At 71.1% G+C, this 15926-nt stretch carries 15 protein-coding genes and 1 pseudogene; 4 read left to right on the top strand and 12 right to left on the bottom strand.

The window, feature by feature from the left end; all coding sequences use genetic code 11:
- The first annotated feature begins 78 nt into the window (after nt 1–78).
- Together ACXN5W_RS10955 and ACXN5W_RS10950 are read left to right on the top strand one after the other, a co-directional pair.
- A complete protein-coding gene (locus ACXN5W_RS10955; protein ID WP_473158094.1) occupies nt 79–1257 on the top strand; it encodes a cation diffusion facilitator family transporter in 1179 nt (392 codons plus the stop codon).
- Nucleotides 1258–1268: 11 nt separating this feature from the next.
- Nucleotides 1269–2387 carry a DUF3866 family protein gene (locus ACXN5W_RS10950; protein WP_473158093.1) on the top strand — a complete coding sequence of 373 codons (1119 nt, stop codon included), beginning with the start codon at nt 1269–1271 and terminating at the stop codon, nt 2385–2387.
- 136 nt (nt 2388–2523) lie between these two features.
- On the opposite strand, the gene ACXN5W_RS10945 is transcribed toward ACXN5W_RS10950, so the two are convergent.
- From ACXN5W_RS10945 to rfbA, 4 genes are all read right to left on the bottom strand, one after another.
- The gene (locus ACXN5W_RS10945; protein ID WP_473158092.1) at nt 2524–2721 is read right to left on the bottom strand and encodes a hypothetical protein; all 198 of its coding nucleotides are present in this window, start codon (nt 2719–2721) and stop codon (nt 2524–2526) included.
- 238 nt (nt 2722–2959) lie between these two features.
- Nucleotides 2960–4318, bottom strand: a complete 1359-nt coding sequence (pafA, locus tag ACXN5W_RS10940; RefSeq protein WP_473158091.1) for a Pup--protein ligase — start codon at nt 4316–4318, stop codon at nt 2960–2962.
- 68 nt (nt 4319–4386) lie between these two features.
- Nucleotides 4387–5007 carry a dTDP-4-dehydrorhamnose 3,5-epimerase family protein gene (locus ACXN5W_RS10935; RefSeq protein WP_473158090.1) on the bottom strand — a complete coding sequence of 207 codons (621 nt, stop codon included), beginning with the start codon at nt 5005–5007 and terminating at the stop codon, nt 4387–4389.
- Between the two features lie 144 nt (nt 5008–5151).
- A complete protein-coding gene (gene rfbA / locus ACXN5W_RS10930) occupies nt 5152–6012 on the bottom strand; it encodes a glucose-1-phosphate thymidylyltransferase RfbA (protein ID WP_473158089.1) in 861 nt (286 codons plus the stop codon).
- A 73-nt stretch (nt 6013–6085) separates the two neighbouring features.
- Between rfbA and rfbB the strand changes: the two genes are divergently transcribed.
- Nucleotides 6086–7204 (top strand): dTDP-glucose 4,6-dehydratase, encoded by a 1119-nt coding sequence (rfbB, locus tag ACXN5W_RS10925; RefSeq protein WP_473158088.1) that lies wholly within the window; start codon nt 6086–6088, stop codon nt 7202–7204.
- A 10-nt stretch (nt 7205–7214) separates the two neighbouring features.
- Complete coding sequence (rfbD, locus tag ACXN5W_RS10920) at nt 7215–8117, top strand: dTDP-4-dehydrorhamnose reductase (RefSeq protein WP_473158087.1); 903 nt, start codon at nt 7215–7217, stop codon at nt 8115–8117.
- Between the two features lie 244 nt (nt 8118–8361).
- Here the strand turns inward: rfbD and prcA are convergent.
- From prcA to ACXN5W_RS10880, 8 genes and pseudogenes are all read right to left on the bottom strand, one after another.
- Nucleotides 8362–9105: pseudogene (gene prcA, locus ACXN5W_RS10915) on the bottom strand (proteasome subunit alpha); the annotation flags it as partial.
- A 58-nt stretch (nt 9106–9163) separates the two neighbouring features.
- A complete protein-coding gene (gene prcB / locus ACXN5W_RS10910; RefSeq protein WP_473158086.1) occupies nt 9164–10003 on the bottom strand; it encodes a proteasome subunit beta in 840 nt (279 codons plus the stop codon).
- Nucleotides 9922–10212, bottom strand: a complete 291-nt coding sequence (locus tag ACXN5W_RS10905; protein WP_473158085.1) for an endonuclease VII domain-containing protein — start codon at nt 10210–10212, stop codon at nt 9922–9924. The genes prcB and ACXN5W_RS10905 overlap by 82 nt, the downstream gene beginning before the upstream one ends.
- A gap of 105 nt (nt 10213–10317) precedes the next feature.
- Entirely contained in the window at nt 10318–10533 is a 216-nt protein-coding gene (locus ACXN5W_RS10900) for a ubiquitin-like protein Pup (protein ID WP_473158084.1), read from the bottom strand.
- Nucleotides 10534–10692: 159 nt separating this feature from the next.
- Entirely contained in the window at nt 10693–12210 is a 1518-nt protein-coding gene (gene dop, locus ACXN5W_RS10895; RefSeq protein WP_473158083.1) for a depupylase/deamidase Dop, read from the bottom strand.
- A 166-nt stretch (nt 12211–12376) separates the two neighbouring features.
- Nucleotides 12377–14158 carry a proteasome ATPase gene (gene arc / locus ACXN5W_RS10890; protein ID WP_473158082.1) on the bottom strand — a complete coding sequence of 594 codons (1782 nt, stop codon included), beginning with the start codon at nt 14156–14158 and terminating at the stop codon, nt 12377–12379.
- A gap of 151 nt (nt 14159–14309) precedes the next feature.
- Nucleotides 14310–14882 carry a hypothetical protein gene (locus ACXN5W_RS10885; protein WP_473158081.1) on the bottom strand — a complete coding sequence of 191 codons (573 nt, stop codon included), beginning with the start codon at nt 14880–14882 and terminating at the stop codon, nt 14310–14312.
- A gap of 70 nt (nt 14883–14952) precedes the next feature.
- Nucleotides 14953–15924, bottom strand: coding sequence for a tRNA (adenine-N1)-methyltransferase (locus ACXN5W_RS10880; RefSeq protein WP_473158080.1), 972 nt, complete (start codon nt 15922–15924; stop codon nt 14953–14955).
- Nucleotides 15925–15926: the final 2 nt, after the last annotated feature.

Raw genomic sequence — 15926 nt, 5'->3', positions numbered from 1 at the left:
CGCGGCGCACCCGCGCGGTGGCCTACGCCACCATCGCCCGTCCGGCGGATGGGCGGGTCGGCCCATAGGCTGATTCGCATGGCTGAGCGGGACCGGCGGGAGCGACCGGACGAGCAGGGGAACGGCACCGGGCACGGGCCGCGGGTCGCGGGACGGTCGCGGGACGGCGACCGACCGGAAGGCGGTGGTGACGGGCCGCGGGACGGTGACGGGCGGTGGGACGGGCCCGGGCGGGAGTCGCCGGGGCAGGAGTCGGAGAGCGTCGGCACCGTCGTGGTGGCCGGCGTGGCCAACCTCGGTATCGCGGTGGCCAAGGCGGTCGCCGGCGCACTCGCCGGATCGTCGGCGATGCTGTCCGAGGCGGCCCACTCGCTCGCCGACACCACCACCGAGGTGCTGCTGTTCACGGCGCTGCGGCGCGGCGCCCGCCCGGCCGACGCCAAACACCCGTTCGGGTACGGCAAGGAGAGCTACGTCTGGGCCTTCCTGGCCGCCCTGTTCACCTTCCTGGCCGGCGCCGGCTTCTCGGTCTATCAGGGCGTGCACACCATCGTGGGCGGCGAGGAGGGCGGCGGCCCGCTGATCTCGTACATCGTGCTGGCCATCTCGTTCGTGCTGGAGGGCATCTCGTTCCGGCGGGCGGTCCGGCAGGTACGCGGCGAGGCCGAACGGTGGGACAGCACCCCCGGTCGGTTCCTGCGCCACACCGCCGACACCGCCGTCAAGGCGGTCTTCCTGGAGGACAGCGCGGCCCTGGTCGGTCTGCTGCTGGCCGCCGCCGGAGTAGGGCTCACCCAGCTCACCGGCGACGACCTGTGGGACGGCGTCGCCTCGATCGCGATCGGCGCGTTGCTGCTGGTGGTCGCCGCCATCCTGGCCCGTAGCAACGTGTCGCTGCTGGTCGGGCGGGCGGTGCCGCCGCGGGTCCACGAGATCATCCGGACGGAGTTGACCACGCTGCCCACCGTCACCCGGGTGGACACCCTGCTGACCATGCAGCTCGGTCCGGACGACGTGCTGGTCGCCGCGAAGGTGGACTTCGTCGACGACGCGACCGGCGCCGCCATCGAGGCCGCGGCCGACGAGGCGGAGCACCGGCTCACCGAGCGGTTCCCGAACATCCGGTACGTCTTCCTGGACCCCACCCGCAGCGGTCGCACCGACGGCAGCCGCTCCCGGCTGGAGCCCGGCGGCGGCCGGGGACCGGCGCGTCCCCCGGAGGGGGTCCTTCGGTCCGGCTCGGGCCGGGCCGGCTAGCGTGTTCCGACATGGTGCGTTGGCGGTCCGGAACGGTGACGGGGCTGCGCCGGCGGTGGCGCGGCGCGGTCGAGTTGGACGTCACGCTCGCCGACGGCACGGCGGTACGGGCCCTCGCCTATCCGCTCCTGGTCGGCTCCCCCGAGGTCGGTGACCGGGTCCTGCTCAACGTGGGTGCGCTGCTCATGGGGTTGGGCACCGGCGGGTACGCCCTGGTCGTGGCGCTGCCGGACCGGCTGCCGCCGGATCCGCCCGAACCGGCGGACACCCGCGCGGCCGGACATCTGGTGAAGGCCCGCTACACCCCGTTGCAGCCGATCACGCTGGGCGTGGACGAGCCGGCGTCGCCGTACCGCGACCTGCTCGCCGAGGCCGACGACCTGGCCGGCATGCCCGTGGTGGTCGCCGACCTGCACTCCGCGCTGCCGGCGATCGTCGCCGGGGCCCGCGCCGAGCGGCCGGGGCTGCGGATCGGGTACGTGCTCACCGACGGCGCCGCGCTGCCCGCCTGGTTCTCCCGCACCCTGAGCGAGTTGACCGGCGAACTGGTCGGCACGGTGACGGTCGGGCAGGCGTTCGGCGGCGACCTGGAGGCGGCGACCCTGCACACCGGGCTGCTCGCGGCGCGGCACGTGCTGCGGGCCGACCTCGCGATCGTGTCGCAGGGGCCGGGCAACCTCGGCACCGGCACCCGCTGGGGCTTCTCCGGGGTGGCCGCCGGGGAGGCGGTCAACGCCACCGCCGCGCTGGGCGGCCGGGCGGTCGGTTCACTGCGGATCTCCGACGCGGACCCCCGACCACGACACCGTGGCGTGTCCCACCACAGCCTCACCGCGTACGGGCGGGTGGCGCTGGCCCCGGCGGACCTGGTCGTGCCGGACGGTCTGCCCGCCGACCTGGCCCGCGCGGTCGACGAGGCCCTCGCGCCGCTCGCCGCGCGGCACGCCCTGGTCCGGGTGTCCACCGCCGGCCTCGACGCGGCGCTGCGGGCCGTGCCGGTCCGGTTGTCCACCATGGGCCGGGGCCTGGACGAGGACCACGCCTACTTCCTGGCCGCCGCCGCCGCCGGCCGCCACGCCGCCACCCTCACCCCCCACCCCCTTGATCCACAACCACCCCACCCCCACTGACCCCCCACCCCCACCCCCCACCCCCCACCCCGGTTGATCGTGAAGTTAGCGGGCGTTTTTAAGATCAACAAGCCCGTCAACTTCATGATCAACCGCAAGGGGTTGGGTGGTCAGCCGGGAGGGGGGGTGGGTGGGGTCAGCTGATCATGATCAGGGTGATCCAGGCGCCGACGATCAGCACCAGGATCAGCGCGAGCACCCAGGTGGGCACCGTGTACTCACCGCGCCGGTTGCGCGCGATCTCATCGGCGATCTTGCCGCGCCGGCGCTCGACCCAGGTCTGCCGGGCTCGCCCCGGCTCGCGGTCCGGATCCGGCGGAGTGGATGACGTCATAGCGGGGCCAGCCTACCGGCCCACCCCCGCCCCGGGTGGGCGGGCCGGCAGAGCCACACCCACCAGCAGAGCCGCACCCACCGGCGAGCTGACACCGGACCGAGGCGGACCGAGCGGGGGCGGCCAACACCGAGACAGCCGACGCGGAGACGGCCGACGCGGAGACGGCCGACGCGGAGACGGCTGGCCTGCGCCGCCGTCCCCGCGTCGGTACGTCCGTCGGGCCGCCGTACGGCGGTCACATGCTGGCGATCAGGCGCTCCACCCGCTCGTCGTACGCCCGGAACGGGTCCTTGCACAGGACCGTGCGCTGCGCCTGGTCGTTGAGCTTCAGGTGTACCCAGTCGACGGTGAAGTCCCGCCGCTTCTCCTGGGCGTGCCGGATGAACTCGCCCCGCAGCCGGGCGCGGGTGGTCTGCGGCGGGGTCTCCTTGGCCTCGAAGATCTCCGGGTCGGTGGCGATCCGGTCCACCTGACCGCGCCGCTCCAGCAGGCCGTACAGGCCGCGGCCCCGGCGCAGGTCGTGGTAGGCCAGGTCCATCTGCGCCACCCGGGGGTGGGACAGCGGCAGGTCGTGCTTGGCCTGGTACCGCTCGATCAGGCGCAACTTGCTCACCCAGTCGATCTCCCGGGACACCGGCTCCAGGTCGCCGCTCTCCACCGCGCTCAGCACCCGGCCCCACAGCTCGACGACCCGCTTGGCGGTCTGGTCCCCGCCCCGGCGCTCGACGAACTCGGTGGCCTTGGCCAGGTACTCCTGCTGGATCTCCAGCGCGCTGACCTCCTTGTTGGAGGCGAGCCGGACCTTGCGGCGTCCGGTGACGTCGTGCGACACCTCGCGGATGGCCCGGATCGGGTTCTCCAGCGACAGGTCCCGCATCACCACGCCGGCCTCGATCATCCGCAGCACGATGTCGGCGCTGCCCACCTTCAGCAGCGTGGTGACCTCGTTCATGTTCGAGTCACCGACGATCACGTGCAGCCGGCGGTACCGCTCGGCGTCGGCGTGCGGCTCGTCCCGGGTGTTGATGATCGGACGGCTCCGGGTGGTCGCCGACGAGACGCCCTCCCAGATGTGCTCGGCGCGCTGGGACAGGCAGTAGACGGCGCCGCGCGGTGTCTGCAGCACCTTGCCGGCCCCGCAGATCAGCTGCCGGGTGACCAGGAACGGGATGAGTACGTCGGCCAGCCGGCCGAACTCTCCGTGCCGGGACACCAGGTAGTTCTCGTGGCAGCCGTAGGAGTTTCCGGCCGAATCGGTGTTGTTCTTGAAGAGGTAGATTTCGCCCGCGATGCCCTCGTCGTGCAACCGCTTCTCGGCGTCCACGAGCAGACCCTCAAGGATCCGCTCGCCGGCCCGGTCGTGCGCCACCAGATCGACCACCGAGTCGCACTCCGGGGTCGCGTACTCGGGGTGCGATCCGACGTCCAGGTAGAGCCGGGCGCCGTTGCGGAGGAACACATTGCTGGACCGTCCCCAGGACACCACGCGGCGGAACAGATAGCGGGCAACCTCGTCGGGTGACAGCCGCCGTTGGCCGCGGTAGGTGCAGGTGACGCCGTACTCGGTCTCGAGCCCGAAGATTCGCCGTTCCATGTACAGACACTAGCCGCCCAACGCCCCCCGTGGTCACCGTCGGACTCCGCGTTGCGGTCCGAGTCCCGTTAAAAACCCGCCGGAGGCGGCATACCGGGCGCCGGGCTGGCGGCCCGCGCCCGGCAGGCTCCGGCGTCGGGCAGCAGCCCGGCCGCCGCCGCGACCGCCAGGCTGGGCGCGACCGCGTCCCGGGCCGACAGCCGGGGGGCGGCCACCGGCCAGTCGATGGCCAGCTCCGCGTCCAGCGGATGCACCGACCGCTCCACCTCCGGGTTGTACGTGGCGGAGCACAGGTACGTGAGCGTGGCGTCGTCGGTCAGCGCGCAGAACCCGTGACCGAGTCCCTCGGCCAGGTACACCGCCCGCCGGTCGACGTCGTCGAGCCGGACCATCTCCCACCGGCCGTACGTGGGTGATCCCCGGCGCACGTCCACGACCACGTCCGCCACCGCGCCCCGGACGCAGGTGACGTACTTCGCCTGGCCGGGCGGCACGTCCGCGTAGTGGACGCCGCGCACCACGCCACGTGCCGAAACCGACATGTTGGCCTGGGCCAGTGGCAGCGACCCGCCGGCCGCCGCGGTCAGCAGGTCGAACCGGTACCACTCGAGGAACAGCCCGCGTGGGTCACCGTGCTGCTGCGGCGTGATCTCCCAGGATCCCTCGATGCTCAGCTCTCTGATCTTCATCGCCAGCGAATCGCCCGTTCCGTATACAACATGATTTTTTATGATCTTCTCGGAAGGTCGGATGGTTCGGAAAGCAGGTTGTCGGGTGGCCGTCAGTGCCATCCCGGGCTGACCCGCGGGCCCGGACCCGCCAGCCGGAACGGCTCAGCCGGCGAGCAGGCCGAACAGGTACTCGCCGTATCCGCTGCGGGCCAGCGGTTCGGCCAGCGCGCGCAGCTGGCCGTCGTCGATCAGGCCCGCCCGCCAGGCCACCTCCTCCAGGCAGCCGATCTTCAGTCCCTGCCGCTCCTCGATCACCCGGACGAACTCGGCCGCCTGCATCAGCGAGGCGAAGGTGCCGGTGTCCAGCCAGGCGGTCCCCCGGTCCAGCACCGTCACGGACAACTCGCCCGCCTCGCGGTACGCCTCGTTGACCGCCGTGATCTCCAGCTCCCCGCGCGGGCTCGGGAGCAGCTTCCCGGCGATCTCCAGGACCCGGTTGTCGTAGAAGTACAGGCCCGGCACCACGTACCGGGACCGGGGCAGCGCCGGCTTCTCCTGGATGGACAGGACTCGCCCGGTCGGGTCGAACTCGACCACCCCGTACTGCCGCGGGTTGGCCACCGGATACGCGAAGACGTGCCCGCCCACCGGCTCCCGGCGGGCCAGCTGCCGGCCGAGCCCCACCCCGTAGAAGATGTTGTCGCCGAGGATCAGCGCCACCGGTTCCGTACCGATGAAGTCCGCTCCGATCAGGAACGCCTGCGCGATGCCCTCGGGTCGCGGTTGGACGGCGTACTCCAGACGGAGACCGAACTGGTCGCCGTCGCCGAGCAGCCGCCGGAACTGGTCCTGGTCGTCCGGGGTGGTGATCAGCAGGATCTCCCGGACCCCGGCCATGACCAGGGTGGACAGCGGATAGTAGATCATCGGCTTGTCGTAGACCGGCATGAGCTGTTTGGACACCGCGCAGGTGATCGGCCACAGCCTGGAGCCGGTGCCACCGGCCAGCAGAATTCCACGCACTCTCGCAAGGTATCGGAGTGACGACACGACTACGGTGCGCCATACCGTGAGGTCAGAGGCGTAGTTTGGATCCGTGCGGATACTCGTCACCGGCGGCGCCGGGTTCATCGGGTCGGAATACGTCAGGATGCTGCTGGGCGCCCCCTCGCCCCTACCGTCGAGGGCGGGCATGAACACGCGCGAGGCGGGCGCGGCCACTGCCCGGCCAGGCACGGCCACCGCTCGGGCGGGCACGGTCCCACCGCAACCGGGCGGAAACCCGCCCGGGACGGGCGCGGCCACGTCGACGCTGGAACCGAGCGGCGTCACCGTGCTGGACAAACTCACCTACTCGGGCAACCCGGCAAACCTCGCCCCGGTACGCGCCGACCCCCGACTGCGGTTCGTCCGGGGCGACATCTGCGACCCCGGCCTGGTGGACCGGGTGGTTCCCGGACACGACGTGATCGTCCACTTCGCCGCCGAGTCCCACGTCGACCGCTCCATCACCGGCGCGACCCCGTTCGTGCAGACCAACGTGGTCGGCACGCAGACTCTGCTGGACGCGGCGCTGCGGCATGAAACCGGCCGCTTCGTCCACGTCTCCACCGACGAGGTCTACGGCTCCATCGACACCGGATCGTGGAACGAGACCGCCCCGCTCGCGCCGAACTCGCCGTACTCCGCCAGCAAGGCCGGCTCCGACCTGCTGGCCCTGGCCTACCACCGCACCCACGGGTTGGACGTCGTGGTGACCCGCTGCTCCAACAACTACGGGCCGTACCAGTTTCCCGAGAAGATCATCCCGCTGTTCGTCACGAACCTCCTGGACGGACAGCCGGTGCCGCTCTACGGCGACGGCGGAAACGTCCGCGACTGGCTGCACGTCCACGACCACTGCCGGGGCATCGCACTGGTCCAGGACAAGGGGCGGACCGGCGAGGTCTACCACATCGGCGGCGGCACCGAGCTGACCAACCGGGAGCTGACCGAACGGCTGCTGGCCACCTGCGGCGCCGGCTGGGACCGGGTGGTCGCCGTCCCCGACCGCAAGGGTCATGACCGACGGTACGCGTTGGACATTGGCAAGATCAGCGCCGAACTGGGGTATGTACCCGCCATCGACCTGGCGAGCGGACTCGCCGCGACCATCCGGTGGTACCGGGAAAACCGGGACTGGTGGGAACCGCTCAAGGCCAGCGCCGCACTGTAGGGAGGCCCCGATGTCAACCGTGCTGGTCACCGGCGCCGCCGGGATGCTCGGCCGGGAACTGCTGTCCGCGCTGCTCGCCCGGCCGGGCCTCGCGGTCACCGCCGCCACCCGCGCCGACCTGGATATCACCGACCCGGCCGCCGTGGCCGCGGCGGTCCCCGGCCACCGCTTGGTGATCAACGCCGCCGCCTGGACCGACGTGGACGCCGCCGAGGCCCGGGAGCACGACGCCACCCAGATCAACGGCGTCGGCGTCGGCCACCTGGCCCGGGTCTGCGCCACGGCCGGTGCCCGGCTGCTGCACGTCTCCACCGACTACGTCTTCCCGGGCACCGGCACCACGCCGTACCCGGAGGACGCGCCCACCGCGCCGGTCAACGCGTACGGTCGCGGCAAGCTCGTCGGCGAGCGGGCGGTGACGGCGGAACTTCCGAGCACCGGCTACATCGTGCGTACCGCCTGGCTGTACGCCGCGACCGGCGCGAACTTCGTGACCACGATGCTGCGGCTGGCCGCCGAGCGGGACACCCTCGACGTGGTGGCCGACCAGGTCGGGCAGCCCACCGCCGCGACCGCCCTGGCTCGGCAGCTGGTGCGGCTGGCCGAGGCCGCGCTGGCCGGGCGGGCCGCGCCGGGGATCTACCACGGCACCGCCGCCGGTCAGACCAGCTGGTACGGCCTGGCCCGAGAGGTGTTCCGGCTGCGCGGCCTCGACCCGAACCGGATCCGGCCCACCACCAGCGACCGCTTCCGCCGGCCGGCCGACCGGCCGGGATACAGCGTGCTCGGCCACCGGCGGTGGGTCGCCGCCGGGTTGGCACCGCTACCCGACTGGCGGCAGACCCTGGCCGAGGTGCTGTCGCGGGTGCCGGCGGCCGAGCCGGCGTCGCTCTACGCCGCCACGGCACCCTGACCGCCGGCGCTCAGGCGTCTCCGGCCGCCGCATCGTCGCCGGACGTGTCCGCGGCGGCGCCGTCCGCCTTTGCGTCCTTGCCGGCGGCCCCGCTCTTCGACCCGGTGCCCTTCGCCGGGCCACCCTTGCCGGCACTCCCGGCGGCGTCGGCCACCGGGTCGGTCGACGTGGCGTCGGCACCCTCCAGGTCGGCCGACCCGGCCGACGTGGTGGGCTTGCCGGCGGGCCGCGTCGGCGCCTTCGGCTCCGCGGTCCGCTCGGGCGCGGACTCGTCCGCCTTCCCCGCCGCGGTGCCGTTGAGCAGCGAGGTCAGCGCCGCACCGATGATCCGGCGGAACGTCCGACCCCGGCGCTGCCGGTCCAGGATCGCCACCTCGAGCTGGTTCGAGGGGATCGTCCGGGCCGCGCCGCCCTCGCCACCCACGCTGCTCAACGCCCGGATCGCCAGCTGGACCGCGTCACCGAGGGTCATGTCCACCCGGTGGCTGCCGCGCAGCACCCCGGAGATCGAGTCGGCCTGGCCACCCATCGCCATGAACCCCGGCTCGTCGTTGACCGAGCCGTCGTAGGTCACCCGGTAGATCTCGTCATCCTCCGGCGTACCGCCCACCTCGGCGATGCACAGCTCCACCTCGTACGGCTTCGACTGCTCGGTGAAGATCGCGCCCAGCAACTGGGTGTAGGCATTGGCCAACCCGCGCCCGGTGACGTCCCGGCGGTCGTAGCTGAGGCCGTTCAGGTCGGCCATCCGCACGCCGCCCCGGCGCAGGTTCTCGAACTCGTTGTACCTGCCGACCGCGGCGAACCCGATCCGGTCGTAGATCTCGCTGACCTTGTGCAGCGCGCTGGACAGGTTCTCGGCGACGAACAGGACCCCGCCGGCGTAACTCAGGACCACCGCGCTACGGCCCCGGGCGATGCCCTTACGGGCCAGCTCGGAGCGGTCGCGCATGATCTGCTCGGGCGAGGCGTAGAACTGCATGGCCACGACGGCGGCTCTCCTTCGACCTGGACTGTCGGCGTACGAGGGGCTTGGCAGGACGGGTTCAGCCGCCCGGGTTCTCCATCCGGGCGGTGACGACCGCGTTCGCGATCTCCGCCGTCTCGGTGTCACCGAGCCGGTACGTGCCCTCGGCGGTGGCCGTCATGACCACCGGGTAGATCCCGCGGGTCAGGTCCGGGCCGCCGGTGGCGGTGTCGTCGTCGGCCGCGTCGTACAGCGCCTCCACCGCCAGCCGCGCCGCCTCGGCGCTGGACAGGCCGGCCCGGTACCGCTTCTTCAGCGCCGACTTGGCGAACAGCGAACCGGAGCCGATGGCGTCGTACCCGGTCTCCTCGTACGGCCCGCCGGTGACGTCGAAGCTGAAGATCCGGCCGGCCCGCGCCGGGTCGGTGGCCGCCAGGTCGAAGCCGGCGAAGAGCGGGATCACCGCGAGGCCCTGCATGGCGGCGCCGAGGTTGCCGCGGATCATCGCGGCCAGCCGGTTGGCCTTGCCGTCGAGGGACAGCACCGCGCCCTCGATCTTCTCGTAGTGCTCCAGCTCCACCTGGAACAGCCGCATCAGCTCGATGCCGATGCCCGCCGTGCCGGCGATGCCGATCAGCGAGTACGCGTCAGCGGGGTGAACCTTCTCGATGTCCCGCTGGGCGATCAGATTTCCCATGGTGGCGCGGCGGTCTCCGGCCATCACCACACCGTCCGCGGTCGCGATCGCCACGATGGTCGTGGCGTGCGGCGCCAGATCGGCCGCCATCCCGGGCGGCAGGGGCCGCCGGCCGGGCAGCAGTTCCGGAGCGACCATGCTCAGGAACTGGGTGAAGGAGGACGTCCTCGCGCTGGTGAAAACATCTGGAAGACGCCCGGATGGATCAAAAGCCGCTGCCACTTGGCTCCCCTCAGATACGTGATGGCGCTGGCCAGCCGGACCGGATCGTCCTTGAACTGACCAAGACCACCGTTGCAGTTGAAGCAGAGTATCCCGCGCACCCACCCGGTGCGATGATCGTGGTCCAGGTGTTGCGGGTCGGGTGCGCCACAGCTCGCGCAGACGCCGCCCTGCTTCGCCAGCAGCTCGTCGAACTCCTTCTGCCCCACCCGCAGAACGCATCCAGCGGCTTCCACTCACCGCAGTCGCGGCACCGGCGAAACCCGTCTCGATCATCCAACGATCGAGACATGTCCGAATTGCCCAGCTATGCCCTATTGGCCACCTTTTTGCACATAGCCTCGCACGAATTCCTCTGCGTTCTCTTCGAGGACGGAGTCGATCTCGTCGAGCAGGTCGTCGACATCCTCGGTGATCTCGGCGTGCCGCTCGGCCACCTCGGGATTGGCCTCGACGGTGACGTCCTCGACTTCCTGGTCCTGCCGCGCCTTGCCGGACTGCGACTGACCGCCGGTGTCTCGGGTAGCCATGGGGTCCTCCTCAACATCGCTTAGGGAAAACCTACCCCGCCGGTGCGACGAAGACGTCCGCCGTACGCGACGTTTCGCGTACGGCGGACGAAGTTCCCGCCCCGGTCGGCCGAGGATACGAACCCGACGCCGATCCCGCGCCGGGTTCCGGGAGGACCGTCACCCGTGGGTGAGCGCCTCCAGCAGGTCCTTGGCGCTCGCGCAGCGGTCGAACAGCGCCCCCACGTGCCGCTTCGTGCCCCGCTCGGGTTCCATCATCGGCACCCGGACCAGCGACTCACGGCCCACGTCGAAGATGACCGAGTCCCAGCTCGCGGCCACCACCTCCGAGGCGTACTGGCCGAGGCACCGGCCCCGGAAGTAGGCGCGGGTGTCCTCGGGCGGTTCCACCATGGCCGTCCGGGTGGACTCGTCGTCCAGCAGCGTGGTCATCGAGCCGCGGGCCACCAGCCGGTGGTAGAGGCCCTTCTCCGGACGCACGTCGGAGTACTGCAGGTCGACGAGTTGGAGCTTGTGGGAGGACCAGCCGAGCTTCTCCCGCTCGCGGTAACCCTCCAGCAGCCGCAGCTTGGCGACCCAGTCCAGCTCGCCCGCGCACAGCATCGGGTCGCGGCCGAGCCGGTGCAGCACGCTCTCCCACCGCTGCAGCACGTCCGCGGTGGCGGCGTCCAGGTCGGTGCCGTACCGGTTGTCCACGAACGACCTGGCCCGCTCGTAGTACGCCCACTGGAGGTCCAGCGCGGTGAGCCGGCGGCCGTCCCGCAGCCGCATCAGGTGCCGCAGCGCCGGGTCGTGGCTGACCGCCCGCAACTCGGCCACCGGGTCGGCGATGCCGAGGTCCGGACCCAGCACCTTCTCCTCGATCATCGCGAGCACCAGGGCGGTCGTGCCGACCTTGAGGTACGTCGAGATCTCGGAGAGGTTGGCGTCACCGATGATGACGTGCAGCCGGCGGTACTTGTCGGCGTCGGCGTGCGGCTCGTCCCGGGTGTTGATGATGGGCCGCTTGAGGGTGGTCTCCAAGCCGACCTCGACCTCGAAGAAGTCGGCCCGTTGGGAGATCTGGAAGCCCGGTTGCGTGCCGTCCTGGCCGATGCCGACCCGACCGGCGCCGCAGACGATCTGCCGGGTCACGAAGAACGGTGTCAGATACGCGACGATGTCCGCGAACGGGGTCTGCCGGCGCATCAGATAGTTCTCGTGCGCGCCGTAGCTGGCGCCCTTGTTGTCGGTGTTGTTCTTGTAGAGGTGGATGAGATGGCTGCCCGGGATGGTGGCCGCCCGCCGGGACGCCTCGGCCATCACCCGCTCACCGGCCTTGTCCCACCGCACCACGTCCATCGGGTTGGTGACCTCGGGGGTCGAGTACTCGGGGTGGGCGTGGTCGACGTACAACCGGGCGCCGTTGGTGAGGATGACGTTGGCCAGCCCCAGGTCCTCGTCGGCGAGCGCCTCGGCCGGGTCGTACGCGGCTCCCGAGTAGGTGAAACCCCGCGCGTCGCGCAGCGGCGACTCCTCCTCGTAGTCCCACCGTGCCCGGCCACCCCGGTTCAGCTCCGGCCGGGCGCCGTAGGCGTTGACCACCTGGGATGAGGTGACCATCGGGTTGGCTCCGGGCTGGCTGGGCACGGAGATCCCGTACTCCACCTCGGTGCCCATGATTCGTCGTACCGTCACGCCGCCACCTCGCTTCGATCACCCAACGGTTCGAGAGTAGTCTTCGCCGGACAACGGGCACGGGTGGCATGCCGGCCGGATTCCGGCGCTCGGCGCCCCGGGCCCGCAGCGGACGCGACGGCGGCCCGGTGTCCCGAAGGACACCGGGCCGCCGTTTTCACAGTCGCTACAGGTACTGGCCGGTGTTGCTGGCCGTCTCGATGGAGCGCCCGGCCTCGGTGCCCTTGCCGCCGGAGACGAGCGTACGGATGTAGACGATCCGCTCGCCCTTCTTGCCGGAGATCCGGGCCCAGTCGTCCGGGTTGGTGGTGTTGGGCAGGTCCTCGTTCTCCCGGAACTCGTCGACGCAGGCGTCGAGCAGGTGCTGCAACCGCAGACCCTTGCGTCCGGAGGAGAGGAACTCCTTGATGGCCATCTTCTTGCCCCGGTCCACGATGTTCTGGATCATGGCGCCGGAGTTGAAGTCCTTGAAGTACAGGACCTCCTTGTCACCGTTGGCGTAGGTGACCTCGAGGAAGCGGTTCTCCTCGGTTTCCGAGTACATCCGCAGCACCACGGCCTCGATCATGGCCCCGACCGTCGCCTGCGGGTCGTTGCCGTGCTCGGCCAGGTCATCCGGGTGCAGGGGCAGCCCGGACAGGATGTACTTGGAGAAGATGTCCTTGGCCGCCTCGGCGTCCGGCCGCTCGATCTTGATCTTCACATCGAGTCGGCCGGGGCGCAGGATGGCCGGGTCGATCATGTCTTCCCGGTTCGACGCGCCGATGACGATGACGTTCTCCAGGCCCTCCACGCCGTCGATCTCGCTGAGCAGCTGGGGGACGATCGTGTTCTCCACGTCGGAGGAGACGCCGGAGCCGCGGGTGCGGAACACCGAGTCCATCTCGTCGAAGAAGACGATCACCGGCGTACCCTCACCGGCCTTCTCCCGGGCCCGCTGGAACACCAGCCGGATGTGCCGCTCGGTCTCGCCGACGTACTTGTTGAGCAGCTCGGGACCCTTGATGTTGAGGAAGTAGCTGGTGTGCTTCTCCTCGCCACGCCGTTCGGCGATCTTCTTGGCCAGCGAGTTGGCCACCGCCTTGGCGATCAGGGTCTTTCCGCATCCGGGCGGGCCGTACAGCAGGATGCCCTTGGGCGGGCGGAGCTGATGCTCGCGGAACAGGTCCGCGTGCAGGAACGGCAGCTCCACCGCGTCGCGGATCTGCTCGATCTGGGAGTGCAGGCCACCGATGTCGGTGTAGTCGACGTCGGGAACCTCCTCCAGGACGAGTTCCTCCACCTCGCTCTTCGGGATCCGCTCGTACGCGTAGGCGGATCTCGGCTCGATCATGAGCGAGTCGCCGGCGCGCAGGCCGACCCCGATGAGCGTTTCGGCCAGGTGGACGATCCGCTCCTCGTCGGCGTGTGAGATGACCAGAGCCCGGTCGGCAGCGCCGCCGGTCGGGTTCTCCAGCACCTCCTTGAAGGTGACGACCTCACCGACCCGTTCGTAGCCGAACGCGTCGACGATGTTGAGGGCGTCGTTGAGCAGGACCTCCTGCCCGCGCTTCAGGTCGGCGACCTCCAGCGAGGGAGACACCGCCACCCGCAGCTTGCGGCCGCCGGTGAAGATGTCCACGGTGCCGTCCTCATGCCGGCTGAGGAAGACGCCGTACCCACTGGGGGGCTGCGCCAGCCGGTCGATCTCCTCCTTCAGGGTCACGATCTGCGCTCGCGCTTCCTTGAGCGTATTGACGAGCCGATCGTTGTTCTCGGTCAACCGAGCGAGCTGTGCCTGGGTAGCCGCCAGCCGCTCCTCGAGTTGCCTGACGTGTCGGGGGCTCTCGGTCAACTTGCGCCGCACCAGAGCGAGTTCCTCTGTAAGGAACGCGACCTGGGTGGAGAGATCGTGGGCCTCCTTCTCCCACCGTGCGGCGCGCGAGTCCGCGTCGTCGCTGCGTGCCACGTCCCACCTCCCCGGGGGGCTTGAACGTTCTGCCCTAACACTAGCCGGTATGAGGCCGGTTCGGTCCCACGCAACGCCCTCGTCACCGAAGCTTGATCACCTCCGGTGGTCCGATCGGCCCCGGCGGCCCTGTTCCGGGGCCTGTCGACGGTCAGCGGACCGGGCGCCCGATGACGGATGCGACCAACCGGGCAAACTCCTCCAGCCGCGCGATCTGCCCCGCTCCGCCGTCGTCCAGCGTCTTGCCGAAGCGCAGTGCGTCGTGTCGGGGCGGCGGCGGTGAGTCCTCGGCCGGGACGGTCTCATCCATCGAGGTGAGCAGCAGGTACACGTCGACGCTGTCCACCCGCATCGTCCCGGCCGGGGTACGGGTCAGCCTGCGCCGGCAGCCCACCTCGGTCACCGAGGAGGTCGGCACCACCCGCAGCGATGAGGTCATCGAGCCGGGTGGTCCCTCCTCCGGCGGGACATCCTCACCGTGCCAGAGGATCAACCGGCCGCCGTCGCAGACCGCGATCTCCTGCCACACCCCGTTGACCTCGTTCACGAACCGTTCCAGGGTGAAACCGAGCACCGACCCGCCGTCCAGCACCCCGGACAGCTCGTCCAGCGCCACCTCCGGGTCACGCAGATAGGCCCGCGCCGCCGCCGTGAGGTCCCGGTAGGGCGACCAGTCCGGGAAGACGGCGGGTAGGTCGCCGCCGCCGTAGGTGGGCCGGCTCATGACCGGATCCGACCGCCGGCCCGCGCCACCGGCGCCGGCGTGGCGGGGCCGACACGCGACCCGAGCCGGCTCACCGGTCCCGCTCCGGACTCGTCCCGGCCGGATCGGCGGCCGGGTCCGGGTCCGCAACCGCGGCCCGGGCCGCCAGGTCCCGCTTGCGCTGCGCGTACGCCTCGGCGCCCTTGCTCGGCTTGCGCCGGCGGGCCGGTGCGGTGACCCCGGGGGCCAGTCGACGGGCCGAGACGAGGAACGCGGTGTGCGCGATCATCCGGTGGTCGGGGCGGACGGCCAGCCCGTCGGCGTGCCAGTCCCGCACCAGCGACTCCCAGGCCCGCGGCTCAGTGAAGCAACCCCGCCCGCGCAGCGCCTCGACCAGCTCGGACAGTTGCGGCGTGGTCGCCACGTAGCCGATGAAGACGCCGCCCGGCACGAGCGCCCGCTCGACCATGTCGAGGGCCTCCCACGGGGTGAGCATGTCAAGGATGATCCGATCGAAACCGGTCTCCGTGTTCTCGGTGACATCGCCGACCCGCAGGGTCCAGGCCGGGTGCGGCCCGTTGAAGAACGCCTCGACGTTGCGGCGGGCGATCTCGGCGAAGTCGGGCCGCAGCTCCAGGCTGTGCACCTCGCCGGTGGGGCCGACGGCGCGCAGCAGCGAACAGGTCAGGGCGCCCGACCCGGCGCCGGCCTCCAGGACCCGGGCGCCCGGGAAGACGTCCCCCATCGCCACGATCTGCGCGGCGTCCTTGGGGTAGATCACCTGGGCACCGCGGGGCATCGACAGCACGTAGTCGGACAGCAGCGGGCGCAGCGCGAGGTAGGCCGTGCCACCGGCGGAGGTGACGACGCTGCCGTCGGGCAGGCCGATCAGCGCGTCGTGGTCCAGCGCGCCCCGGTGGGTGTGGAAGGACCGGCCCGGTTCCAGGGTGATCGTGTGCATCCGGCCCTTGGGGTCGGTGAGCTGGACCCGGTCGCCGGGCCGGAACGGACCCCGGTGTGGTGGGGCGTCGGCGACGGGCGGAGCGGCGGGCTGTGCGGTCACTT

This window comes from Plantactinospora sp. A48 (assembly GCF_055793945.1).
Note: the sequence above shows the minus strand (reverse complement) of the source record. Positions and strands in the feature narration are given on the sequence as shown.